We start from the raw sequence: 12,013 nt of genomic DNA on the forward strand, positions 1-12,013 counted from the left end.
CGTCGATGCTCCGGAACTGGCGGGCGGTGATCAATGACGGTGGGTGGCGGTCCAGAGCCGCCTTTCCGGCGGTGCCGAATCTATCGGCGCCGGTGGCATCACCGGCGGAAAGGCAGCAGAGATTGCGCCGCTTCGTCGCGAGCTAGGCCGGACGCGGATGGAACTCGATGCTCAAAAAAAAGGCGATCGGCATCTTTGTGGAGGTGCCGAAGTGAGATTCCGCTTCATTGAGCAGCATGCGAGCACCTGGCCGGCACCGCTCATGTGCCGGGTGTTCCAGATTGGGCCAACTATGCGGCGCCCAAAGACGGGGTGATGCTGGCGATGCAGAGCTTGGCTCAGGGGGTCTCCGGCTAGGGCATCCGGGTGAACGGGATCACGCCGCGCGCCATCAGGACGCCGATCAATCGGGAAGTCTAGGCCACCGAAGTGGTCCTGTCCGATCTCTTGGAGTTGATCCCCTATGGCCGGATCGGCGAGCCCGACGACGTGGCCACGCCGCGGTCTGGCTGGCCTAGGACGAAGCCGACTACGTGGTCGGCACCACTCTTCTGGTGGATGAAGGGATGCTGCTGTACCCGGGCTTTCGCGGCAACGGCTGAGGTGCGTGCTTCTTTGACAGCCGAATCGAACAGGAAAGAACCGCTGGCGATACTGTAAATTAATTTTGTTCGCTTCTGGTCCTTTCTCCTTCTATGCCTCGAAACGAACCTCACCTCGGGCAACGACCTGGGTGCGAACGCAAACGAACATCAGGCAGGGATGGCAGGATGCCAATGAATTTGGTCGATCGAAGGGTGATCCTGGCAGGCATGGCGGCGCTCCTGCTGCTCGGCAGCCTGGGTGCGGCCAATGCTGGTGAGATACTGGATCGGGTGATGTCGTCCAAGGCGCTCAAGGTTGCCACCAACAGCGGCTGGCCGCCGCAGAGCTTTCTCGACGACAACAACGAGATGGTCGGCTTCGACATCGACGTCGCCAACGAGATCGCCAAGCGGCTGGGGGTCGAGGTCAGCTTCGACACGCCGGAATGGAACGTGATGACCGGCGGGCGCTGGCACGGCCGCTGGGATGTGGCGGTGGGCTCGATCACCCCCACCAAGGCGCGCGCCCACGCCCTCGACTTCGCCGCGGTCTATTATTTCAGCCCCTACGTCTTCGCGGTGCACAAGGACAGCACCGCAACCTCGCGGGCCGACCTGAACGGCAAGGTGATTGGCGTCGAGACCGGCACCACCTCGGAGGACTATATCAACCGCCGGCTGGAGATCGACGCGCCCGACACGCCGCCGATCGAGTACACGCTAGAGCCCGGCGAGGTGAAGACCTATGCCGATTCCATGCTGCCGTTCGACGACCTGCGCCTAGGGGACGGCGTGCGGGTCGATGCGGTGATCGCGCCTGAGCAGACCGCGATGGGCGCCATCAAGAACGGCTACCCGGTCAAGATCCTGCCCGGCGACTATGCGTTCAAGGAGCCGCTGGTGGTGGTCGCCGACAAGGGCGACCCGGAATGGACCGCCAAGCTCGGCGAGATCGTCAAGGCCATGAAGGCCGACGGCACACTCTCCACGCTCACCACCAAGTGGTACGGCAAGGACTACAGCAGCTGATGCCCTGAAGGGAGCGGTGCCCGCCGCCGCTCCCGTTCCGCTTCTCCGTAGTCCGGATTCCGTCCCCGATGTCCTATGTCGAAACCTATTACCGGCCGGGCGCGGCTGACGATCCGCCGCGCCCTGCGCTGGCCGGCCGGCACGAGGCCGAGATCTGCGTGGTGGGCGGCGGCCTGTCCGGCCTGTCCGCCGCCCTGGAGCTGGCCCGGCGCGACTGCAGCGTCTGCGTCCTGGAAGCCCAGCGTATCGCCTGGGGTGCGTCCGGCCGCAACGGCGGCTTCGTCAGCCCCGGCTGGGCCGCCCGCTACAAGAGCATCGAGGCCAAGTTGGGCGCCGCCGGGGCCAAGGAGCTGCACCGCCTGTCCATGGAAGGCGTGCGGATCGTCGCCGGCAACCTGCAGGCCCTGGCGGTCCCCGACGCCGACCCGGTGCCGGGCATCCTGGGCGCCGTGCGCTATGAGGCCAGCGAGGATCTGAAGAAGCACCGCGACTGGCTGGAGCGCGAGTTCGGCTACCGGGTCGAGTTCAAGAGCCGCGCGGAAGTGGCCGAGCTGGTCGCCTCGCCCGCCTACCGCCAAGCCCTCTACGACCCCAACGCCTTCCACTTCCACCCGCTGAACTATGCGCGCGCGCTCGCCCGCGAGATCGAGCGCCTGGGCGGGCAGATCTTTGAGGCCTCGCCGGCCACCGGCCTGCAGGCGGACCGGCCGGAAAAAACGGTCCGCACCGAAGGCGGCGAGGTCCGCGCCCGCCATGTCGTGCTGGCGTCCGGCGGCTATACCGGCGGCCTAGTCCCCAGGCTCGCCCGCAGCTTCCTGCCGATTGCCACCTACGTGATGCTGACGGCACCCGCGCCTGAGCTGATCGCGACCGCCATTCGCACCCGCGCCGGCATCGCCGACGACCGCCGCGCCGGCGATTATTACCGGCTGGTCGACGATGGCCGCCGGATCCTGTGGGGCGGCAAGATCACCACAAGGACCAGCGAGCCGCGCCACCTCGCCGAGCTCTTGCGCCGGACCATGGTCGCCACCTACCCGCAGCTTCGCGACCTGCCGGTCGACATCGCCTGGTCCGGGCTGATGTCCTATGCCCGCCACCTGATGCCGCAGATCGGTCGCCTGCAGGACGGGGTCTGGCACTGCACGGCGTTCGGCGGCCATGGCCTGAACACCACCGCGATCGGCGGCCGGGTCATCGCGGAAGCGATCACCGGCGAGAGCGACCGCTACCAGTTGTTCGCGCCGTTCGGCCTGGTCTGGAACGGCGGCATCGCCGGCAGGATCGCGGCCCAGCTCACCTACTGGAGCTACCAGGCGGCGGACCTTTACCGCGAACGCCGCTCCGCCTGACGGGACGTCCGATGCAGTACGCCGACAATATCGACTATCCCCCGCTTTTGACCCGCCCGGCCGTGTTCCTGCCGGGCCTCGCCGTCCTGTTCGTGCTGCTCTACCTCTGGCATGTCGGCGCCACCGCGATCGGCGGCGGCATCCTGGAGGTGCTGGGCCTGGCCGGCACCGGGCAGGCGGACCTGGTCGTGGCGGCCGTGATCACCGCGGTGGCCGCCCTGAACCTGATGGTGGTGCTGCGCCTGGAGCTGCGCTGGCAGGTCTGGGTGGTGTGGGCGGAGCTGGCAGCGCTTATCCTGCTGTTCTTCTATTCCTTCGACCTCAGCTTCGACTTCATCCGGCGCAAGCTGCCCTTCCTGATCACGCAGGGGCTGCTCACCACCATCTACATCTCGGCCATCTCGATCGCGATCGCCTCGGTGCTGGCGATGATCGGCGCCGTCGCCAAGCTGTCCTCGAACGGCATCGCCATCGGCATCGCCAATTTCTACACCTCCCTGTTCCGCGGCCTGCCGCTGCTCATGCAGATCTACTTGATCTATCTGGGCCTGCCGCAGCTGGGCTACGTGGTCGACGCGGTGCCGGCCGGCATCGCGGCCTTGTCGCTGTGCTACGGCGCCTACATGACCGAGATCTTCCGGGCCGGAATCGAGAGCATCCCCAAGGGCCAGTGGGAAGCGTCGCGGGCGCTGGGCCTAAAGCCGCAGAGCACCATGGGACGGATCATCCTGCCCCAGGCGATGCGGATCATCATCCCGCCCACCGGCAACCAGTTCATCGCCATGCTGAAGGACAGCTCGCTGGTCTCGGTCGTGGGCGTGTGGGAGCTGATGTACCTGGCGCGCACCCAAGGGCAGACCGAGTTCCGTCATGTCGAGATGATGATCACCGCCTCGATGATCTACTGGATCCTCTCGATCGTCCTGGAACTGGTCCAGGCGCGGATCGAGCGCCACTACAACCGGGCCAGCACCCGATGACCATGCCCAAGCCCGACCCCAGCGCCCCCGCCATCCAGATCCGTGGCCTCGGCAAATGGTTCGGCGCCTTCAAGGTGCTGGACGGCATCGACCTGACGGTGGAGCGCGGAGAGAAGCTGGTGATCTGCGGCCCGTCTGGCTCGGGCAAATCGACCCTGATCCGCACGGTCAACGGCCTGGAAAGCATCCAGGAAGGCGAGATCCGGGTCGACGGCATCCGGCTGACCCGCCAGCCCGAGACCGTGGAAGCGATCCGCCGTCGGGTCGGCATGGTGTTCCAGCAGTTCAACCTGTTCCCGCACCTGACCGTGCTGGAGAACTGCGCCCTGGCCCTGCGGCTGGTGCAGGGCATGGCGCCCAAGGAGGCCGAGGAGCGCTCCATGCACTACCTGCGCAAGGTCCACATCCCTGACCAGGCCAGGAAATATGCCGCGCAGCTGTCCGGCGGGCAGCAGCAGCGCGTCGCGATCGCCCGGGCGCTGGCGATGCAGCCGGACATCATGCTGTTCGATGAACCGACCTCCTCGCTCGACCCGGAGATGGTCAAGGAAGTCCTGGACACGATGGTGGAGCTGGCCGGCGAGGGCATGACCATGGCGGTGGTCACCCATGAGATGGGCTTCGCCCGCCAGGTCGCCGACCGGGTGATCTTCATGGACCACGGCAAGATCGTGGAGGAGGCCAGCCCGGAGACGTTCTTCTCCGCCCCGCGCGCGGAGCGGGCGCGGGCGTTCCTGCAGCAGATCCTGCACTGAGCGGCCTGCTGGAAGAGCCGGTGCGGCCGTTGCTACGGCAGCCGCTGGCGCGTACCGCGGAGCCGACCGACAGTGCACGGGAGGAGAGCCATGATGGTCGGCATGCCCACCTTGCGTCGGCTGCACGCCTGTTCGATCGTGTCCAGCTCCCCGTGCAGGACGACCTCGCCAGGGTTGGCCAGCAGGTGCGCGGGCCATGCCGGCACCTGGTTGTCGTGGTCCAGAGCTAGGTGATGCAGGCGGTCCATCAGCGCCGGGTCGGACGGCTGGCCGTTAGTGTCAATCAGCAGCCCAGCTGGGCGCAGCTCAACATGCCAGCCACGGGCGCGGGCTTGGGCGATCGGGTCGTCGTTGGCGATCCCGTTCTCGCCTTTTGGTTGTGTGAAGCCCCTCGATGAACCGCCGGTACTGCTGGACACGCCGGAGTCGCAGCGTGGGCAGCCCACCGAAATTCTCCCCTGTACTCTTAGAGAACCGCACTGACAGAACTGACAGAAGGGGCTTTTGTCAGTTCTGTCAGTGCAGTTCTCTAGGATCCGTAGGATTTCTAGGTGCTGGGCGAGCGTGCTCATGCAGCCTTCCCGCGCCGCGCCTTCGGGTTGACCCGGAACACGATGCGGGGTCGGCCACCTGTCTCGCGGGTTTCCGCACGGAGCCAGTCCAGATCCTCAAGCACATCGGTGGCAGCCTTGACCGTTGCTGACTGTGTCAGCCCCGCCCATTGCGGCCGGTACACGTCGCGGGCGGTGAAGCCATCACTGAGCGCACCATCAGCAAGCTTCTGCCCCAGGGCACGCGCGGCGGTCAGATCGGCCCGCAGCACACCGTCATAGAGACGCCGCGCGTGGGTTTCGAGATAGGCTGCCCAGCCAAGCGCACGCGTCAATGTGGCGATGCCGATAGGTCCGCCGTCGGCGTCCGCCAGATGGCAAATCAGCGCCAGCTTCGGGACCAGGGAACGGTACTTGGCAAGATGGCCCTCCAGGGAAGGGTGAAGCTGCCCGGACCGCAACCGTTCCTCCAACTCGCCGCGCCAAGCGGAGAACCCCGCCTGTGCCTCGGGATCAAAGCGCAGGAACCATGGCCCGGCATCGTCGTCACGCAGGGCACCAAGCGCGGCGGGATCGATCGCGTCCAGCCGCTCGAATACCGCTCGTGCTTCACGCCGTGCCACGCTATCCGGCCACCGGTCCACGTCGCGCCAGGTCTTGGGTGGATCGGGCCAGACGAGAAGCTGAAACCGCTGCAAGAGCCCGTCATCGGCAGCACCGCCGCGCACCGCGCCCTCTAGATAAGTGGCCAGTGGTCCCGGCTGGATGCCGCCCAGGAGCGACAGGCAGACGTTCTCGATATCAACGGTGCCCCGGCCGATCCGGTCGTAGGTGAACCGCCCCGAGCCGTTCCATGCCTCCAGATAGAAGGCACGGTCCTGTTCCCGGCCGTCCCGATCCAGCCCACGCAGCCACCCCGTCAACTCGTCACGGTTGACCAGGAGCCCGCGCGGGTTCTCGTTCAGCAGTTCACCCAGCTTCTCGACGGTCGCCTCATTGGTGACGTAGCGGCAACGGTGCGGTGGTGGGTCGGACTTGAGGTCATCGGCGAACTCTGCCGCGACAGTCTTCGCATCCGCACCATCCTTGAGCCGTTTCTTCATGCGCCCTTCGGCAATCTCCTTGGATGCCTTGGCGACCAGGACGGATGCCTTGAACGCCTCCATCTCCTGCTCATGCTTCTCCTTCGCGGCGATCTCCAGGACGATCAGCGGGCGCGTGACCTCTTGCAGGGCCGGGCTCTTGAGCATTCCCGGCCGTCCGACCACACCACCCCACAGGTTCGGGACCACCGTCCAGTCATCCTGGCGCTTCGGGCGAAGTGTCATCTGTCGGCCTATCACCGAAGCAAGAGCCACCATGGCCCCTACTGCGGGGTAATCGGGCGGGCATTGGAGCCGTTCGGTGATGTCGGCGACCCAACCACGGAGAGCCCGCGGCATCAGTTCTAGTGGGAATGGCTCGACGGGCGGCAGTCCTTCGGGCAACGGCTGCGGATCGGGCCAGCTCACGCTCGCGGCCCGTTCCGCCGGCCGGGCGTTGTCGATCGCACGGCGCAACGCCTCAACGCTCATGCCGGCACCTCCGTCAGCATGGCGGCAGGATCGAGGCCATCCGGCAGCCCAGCGACCAGCACGTCATGGCCGCGCTGCCTGAGCACCTTCGCAGCCTCCGTCGTCGCCTTTCGTCCGGCGTTGTCGCCGTCCAGGCAGAGCACCACGGGCGCGCGAGGCGGCAACTGCACCGTCGCGGCATTGGCAGTTCCCAGCACCGCCCAGGCAGCCACGTCAGGACAGACTCGCGCCACCGCCAGGGCATCCTCGACGCCTTCCGTAAGCACGATGCGCTGGCCCTCACACCAGGGAGAGACACGCACCGCCGCAGCCGTCAGCCTGCCGGTCGTGATCCTTGAGGGCTTGCGCCATGCCTTACACCCCGGCTCCGCGAGTGGCGTGACCTGAACGACCACCACGTCGTGGCCAGGATAGCGGCAGCCACCGGCCACCAATGTTGGCCACTCCCGGCCAGTGGATGAACGGTGCGAGCCTTGACGCAGGATCGGCGGATAGGGTGGTAGGAAGCTGCGGGAGCGCAGATAATGGGCCGCCAGGTCATCAGCCTCGATTGGCCGCGCCTCGCGCCAGACGGCCAGCGCAGTGGCCTCGCGTGCCCGGTTCTCTGCTTCCTCGCAGGCTTCCCGCTCGCGCCGTCGCCGCTCGATCTCCTCACGCGGCAGTGAGATGGCTTGGTTCGGCCACAGCCCCTCGGCCACCAGCGCAGCTCGGACTTCCCTGAAGGTGCAATTGGCCCAGCAATGGAAGACCGGACGGCCATTGTCACCGTCCACTACCGTCAGGGAAGGTGAGCGGTCGTTGTGCGCCGGGCAGCGGCAGAGCCAGCCCCGTCTACTCTTGCGGCCACCAAGCGCGTGCGCGAAGTCAGCAGCCGTCAGCGAGGCACCGCCAACGTGCTTCGAGGCGCTGGCCACTCCGCTAATATGCGGGCCACCATCGCCAGCGCGGTTCGGGTCTCCAGCCCGGCCGCGCAATTCCTCCATCGCCATGCCGCTCAACCCGCGGTCGTGGTCGAGTGTTGGCGGTTCGATGCGATCCAGCTAGCCAGCTCGCGGGCCGGATAGGCAATTCGGCCGCCGAGCTTGACGAAGACAGGGCCAAAGCCCTCGACACGCCAGCGCGCAAGCGTCTGCGGACGCAGCCGAAGGCGTTCGGCTGCTTCAGCCGGGGTCAGAAGGCGGTCGTCATCAGCCGCACCGCCGGATGGACCGTCCGATGCCAGCGCGGCGAAGGGGATAGGTCCGAGCAAACAAGAGCGAAACGCTTCCATGGTCCCTCACTGAGATGAACAGCAAGGAATAGAACGGAAGCTCCGTATGACGCCAAATGCTTCGGAATTAGCGTTACCGCTCTGGCCCCAAAAAAATAGCGCTAATTCGTGCCGGTATTAGTGCTAGCCGCTTGAAATTGGCGCTCCTCACGAACGAGCTCTCGGATTTCTTGGCGCAGCTGGGAATCACTCCTGACCTCCTTCGCCCACCTATTAATCGTCGGGATCAGGTCCTTTGGATCTAGGAACATAGGGCTACCCTCGTTCCTGCCATGATCCTTTATTCCGTTCTTGATATGCCAATACCCTGGCTTACTACCCATCCCCTCCGCATGCTTCTTCCAATAGTTGAGTCTAGCAACACTTTCAAAGAATGCTGTCGCCTGCCGGTCAGGATTTACCGATATTTGCTCCAACACGTCGATTAACGCTTTTCGGCGGTTTTCTGCAGTCCATTCTACTTTCCGTCCCCGCTTACCAGGTGCCAGCGCTGCCTTGATACCCTTCTGGATGCGCTGTGCCGCAGAACCTTGGCCTGCCTCTGTCAGCGCTTCGATCAGCAGTGCGCCTAAGTCGTGAGCCACCTCCTCATAGAGCTTCTGACGTGGTTCAGGGTCGAGCGCACTCGCTATGCCTCCCAACAACATCCACCGTGCGTCTTCAGCATGGCTTGCCAGCTTGCGGAGATCGACCCTGAACCTCTGGTCTCTATCGAGCGGGAGTGACGTGTCTCCTGACTTGAAGAGGCGCCCCAAGAGCGCAGTGACTACGGGGCCTTCCTTGAAGCCAGGCCATCCGGTGCGCTTGCTCGATATAGCGTCGCCCTGCGTAGTGGTATTGCTCGGTTCGGCAGCTCCTGCCGTCGTGTCTTCATTCGTCATGCCCGGTCCGTTCCTGGCGTCAGTCCGTTTCGAGGATGGGCGCGGCGGGACCGGTACGGACCTTCCCGGTTTTCGGCTCGCGACTTCCTAGCCGCGCCCAAGGGGTACAGGTGGCTATTACCGCCGCTGCATTGGGATCACCTCAGCACTCCTGTCGCCGGTCATCGCCGCTGCGATACGCTGGCCCACCATTTCCGCAGCCGCTCGAACCGGATCGGCCGCGAGATGGGCATAGCGTGCCGTGGTCGCCGGCTGGCTATGGCCCAAGAGGGCGCCGATCAACGGTAGGGACAGCCCACTGGCAGCGGCCACCGATGCGTGCGAATGGCGCAGGTCATGCAGGCGGACGTCCGCTAGCAACGCGGCCTTGCGCAGCCTGAGCCATGGCTTCTCAAGGTTCACAAGGTGAGCGCCTTCCTTGCCGCCCACGATCACATGCGGGTTGCCGCGTACCCTCGGCAGCTTCGCCAGCACGTCGAGCGCAGGTCCCGACAGGTAGATGACCTTCTGGCCGGTCTTGCTGTCCGGCAGCCGCAACAACGCTCGATCCGCCTCGACATGCTCCCAGCGCAGCGTGAGGATTTCGGACAGGCGCGCCCCGGTGAACACCAGCAGCCGCACCGCAGCGACAACGTAGGGGCTCATTAGTCCCGACCGCTCCACCACACGGAGCACCCGGGCGAGCCGCTGAAGCTCTCTTGGCGACAGGAACCGCTCGCGGCGCTTCTCCGGGTACGGGTCGACATGGCGGCACGGGTTGGAGCCGTCCGGGCGATAGCCGGCCCGCTCGGTCCAGGTGAAGAACGACGACGCCACGCGAAGCGCATGGTTCGCCTCGTAGGGGGTGCCGCGCATCGCGTGGTGCAGCCGAGCGATGTCCTGCCGCTCGATCTTGGCCACGTCCCGCGTCCCCAGCGTCGGCAGGATGCGGCAGTTGAATAGCCGCCGGTAGTCGAAGGCGGTTCGGGGCTTTCGCTTCGTATCAATCTCCACGAGCCACTCCGCTGCGACATCCGCGAGCTTGGTGGCCTTCTTGGCTGATTCACGGGCTGCCAGCGGATCGCCCCCGCCATCGACGATCGCCAGCAGCCGCTTGGCCTCGTCACGCGCCTTGTCCGCCGTCCATCGGCCATGCCTGCCGATCGTGTAGCGGCGCTTCGAAACCCCGCGGCCGTGGCCCGGCCGGTACTCGACGAAGTAGCTGCGGGCCGAACCACCGTCAGCGTCCGGCCTGCCAACATAGAGCCCGAAACCGGCCAGCTTGGCGTCATAGTGCCTGCCCGGCTCGGCCATCTCGACGAAGCGCTTGGTGATCGCTGGCATGGTCTCTCCGCTCGATCCTCGATCGCATCAGCGGCGGTATCGGTGGCGACACCAAGCCTCCGTGTCGCCACCATGTCGCCACCGGAACGGAAACACGCGGAAACCGCGTCCATCGCGCTCGTCAAGAAAATAGGCGATTTCAGCAGGTTAGAGAAGCACCCGGAAACCACAAGAAGTCAGCGGAATGCCTGACAATCCAATTCGTAATGCGTAGGTCGGGTGTCCGAGTCACCCAGGCGGCACCAGCATAACTCTCTGATTTAGCTGAATAATTTGGACGTAGACTTCTGGGCTACGGACGATCGAGAACAGCTCGGTACGTCAGCGGTACGTGCGGAGAAGGATCTCGTGGCGCCAGAGGTTTCCTAGAAGGTCAGATCGTGGCACCGGATTTGCCTTGATTGGCTTGGTTGGGCAGTGCCACGGTATGAGGACCAGCTGGTAGACCGTCTCGCATATGGATGACTTGAGACGCCCTTCTGGCTCCAGCGCCTTGCTTGCCACGTCAGGATCGAGTCCTGTTTGCTCTGCGGCTCTTACTACGCGGGCCATGCGACCAGCAGAGCGGCACTGAACGGATCGGCTTCATGTCTCGGCATGAATACCGATACCAAGAGGTAAAGGTATAGTCGTGCCAGAAGTGCCGAAAGTGCCAAAGCCCGCTCCTTGCACTACTGACCCGCCGTGCCCGACGCCGAGCTCGGAAGCGATCACAAATGCGTTGCGGGACTCCTCCATGTCACCTGTTGCTCTGGTCTCCCTGAGGAAGAGGCGAAGCGTCTCTTGGCGCCTTGAGATTCGCCTCATGAACAGCATGACCTTGCTGAGATCCAGGCAATACCTCGCTCTCGGCTGGCATTACTGACCGAACTTGGACTCGAACCACCATCGGGCCTGTTAGCTCCTGATCATTCTTCCCATCTGCGGCATGAGCGGCGGATGGGATGGCTGATGACGGGGGTGCTGACGGATGGGCAGTGGGCGGTGCTGGCGCCGTTAATTGAGGCCTGCCGTCCGCACCGCAAGACCCGGCACCACGACCCGCGCCGGACCACCCTGTCGATCATCTGGCGCTGTCCGAATGGTGCCAAGTGGCGCAGCCTGCCGGCTGAGCTTGGATCCCGTTCAGGTCGGCTGACCTGAACGCCTGCGGCGATGGATGATCCGCCTGCGGACGGATCATGGTGGATGGCGGCGCAGACCTTCATCCGCCCTTGGCGGCCTGCTGGCCGCCGCTCCGTTGGAGACCGGATCAGCCGTCTGCTGACGGCTGATGGAGAAGGCTTGGAGTTTGGGAGCGCCTGTTGGCCATGGCACAGGAGCGCGGTGTGCAACTGGGCATGACCTTCTTGGACGGCAGCAACATCCAAGCGCATCAAAAGGCGGCAGGCAGATGTCGCCAAAAAAGCGGGCAGCAGAGCCGGACGTGCTGCGGGTGAGGCTCTTTGTCGATCTCGTGGCGGCTCCTGTCAGCTTTGCTGACATCTCTCCGAGGGATCGGGCCTTCAGCCCGATGGCATCAAGGCTTGCGTGATCGCAGAGGGCTCTGGTCGCGCCGTCGCCTTCAGCTTGGCGCCAGGCCAGGCGCATGGACTGCCCCAAGCGACCGGCCTGCTCGCTCGCCTACCAAACGTGCCACGCTGGTTGGTGGCCGATCGCGGCTATCCCAGCCATGCCTTCAGGGAGCACATCTGGAACCTGGGCAGCCGCCCGG

10 protein-coding genes and 2 pseudogenes are annotated in these 12,013 nt (G+C 65.1%); 6 read left to right on the plus strand and 6 right to left on the minus strand.

Annotation, left to right across the window (positions count from 1 at the left end; translation table 11 throughout):
* Positions 1 to 282 precede the first annotated feature (282 nt).
* The 5 genes and pseudogenes from EQG76_RS33420 to EQG76_RS10955 form a co-directional block, all read left to right on the plus strand.
* Positions 283 to 602 (plus strand): annotated as a pseudogene (locus EQG76_RS33420) (SDR family oxidoreductase); the annotation flags it as partial.
* Positions 603 to 776: 174 nt separating this feature from the next.
* On the plus strand, positions 777 to 1,613 hold the full coding sequence (locus EQG76_RS10940; protein ID WP_159713295.1) for a transporter substrate-binding domain-containing protein: 837 nt from the start codon (positions 777 to 779) through the stop codon (positions 1,611 to 1,613).
* Positions 1,614 to 1,681: 68 nt separating this feature from the next.
* Positions 1,682 to 2,965 carry an NAD(P)/FAD-dependent oxidoreductase gene (locus EQG76_RS10945; protein WP_159713297.1) on the plus strand — a complete coding sequence of 428 codons (1,284 nt, stop codon included), beginning with the start codon at positions 1,682 to 1,684 and terminating at the stop codon, positions 2,963 to 2,965.
* An 11-nt stretch (positions 2,966 to 2,976) separates the two neighbouring features.
* Entirely contained in the window at positions 2,977 to 3,945 is a 969-nt protein-coding gene (locus EQG76_RS10950; RefSeq protein ID WP_159713299.1) for an amino acid ABC transporter permease, read from the plus strand.
* A gap of 2 nt (positions 3,946 to 3,947) precedes the next feature.
* A complete protein-coding gene (locus EQG76_RS10955) occupies positions 3,948 to 4,700 on the plus strand; it encodes an amino acid ABC transporter ATP-binding protein (protein ID WP_159713313.1) in 753 nt (250 codons plus the stop codon).
* Positions 4,701 to 4,732: 32 nt separating this feature from the next.
* On the opposite strand, the gene EQG76_RS10960 is transcribed toward EQG76_RS10955, so the two are convergent.
* The 6 genes from EQG76_RS10960 to EQG76_RS10985 form a co-directional block, all read right to left on the minus strand.
* The gene (locus tag EQG76_RS10960; RefSeq protein ID WP_159713301.1) at positions 4,733 to 5,272 is read right to left on the minus strand and encodes a hypothetical protein; all 540 of its coding nucleotides are present in this window, start codon (positions 5,270 to 5,272) and stop codon (positions 4,733 to 4,735) included.
* Complete coding sequence (locus EQG76_RS10965; RefSeq protein ID WP_200840733.1) at positions 5,269 to 6,825, minus strand: YfjI family protein; 1,557 nt, start codon at positions 6,823 to 6,825, stop codon at positions 5,269 to 5,271. Before EQG76_RS10965 ends, EQG76_RS10960 begins: the two co-directional genes overlap by 4 nt.
* Positions 6,822 to 7,814, minus strand: a complete 993-nt coding sequence (locus tag EQG76_RS10970; RefSeq protein WP_235031313.1) for a toprim domain-containing protein — start codon at positions 7,812 to 7,814, stop codon at positions 6,822 to 6,824. Before EQG76_RS10970 ends, EQG76_RS10965 begins: the two co-directional genes overlap by 4 nt.
* Positions 7,815 to 7,819: 5 nt before the next feature.
* Positions 7,820 to 8,095, minus strand: coding sequence for a helix-turn-helix transcriptional regulator (locus tag EQG76_RS10975; RefSeq protein ID WP_159713305.1), 276 nt, complete (start codon positions 8,093 to 8,095; stop codon positions 7,820 to 7,822).
* 101 nt (positions 8,096 to 8,196) lie between these two features.
* Positions 8,197 to 8,976 (minus strand): hypothetical protein, encoded by a 780-nt coding sequence (locus tag EQG76_RS10980; RefSeq protein WP_159713307.1) that lies wholly within the window; start codon positions 8,974 to 8,976, stop codon positions 8,197 to 8,199.
* A 117-nt stretch (positions 8,977 to 9,093) separates the two neighbouring features.
* Positions 9,094 to 10,299: a tyrosine-type recombinase/integrase gene (locus EQG76_RS10985; RefSeq protein WP_255476508.1), complete on the minus strand. Its 1,206-nt coding sequence runs from the start codon at positions 10,297 to 10,299 to the stop codon at positions 9,094 to 9,096.
* Between the two features lie 960 nt (positions 10,300 to 11,259).
* Here EQG76_RS10985 and EQG76_RS32180 point away from each other — a divergent pair.
* Positions 11,260 to 12,013 (plus strand): annotated as a pseudogene (locus EQG76_RS32180) (transposase); the annotation flags it as partial.

Origin of the sequence: Geminicoccus flavidas, from assembly GCF_009806515.1 — a bacterium.
Classification (GTDB): Bacteria; Pseudomonadota; Alphaproteobacteria; order Geminicoccales; family Geminicoccaceae; genus Geminicoccus; species Geminicoccus flavidus.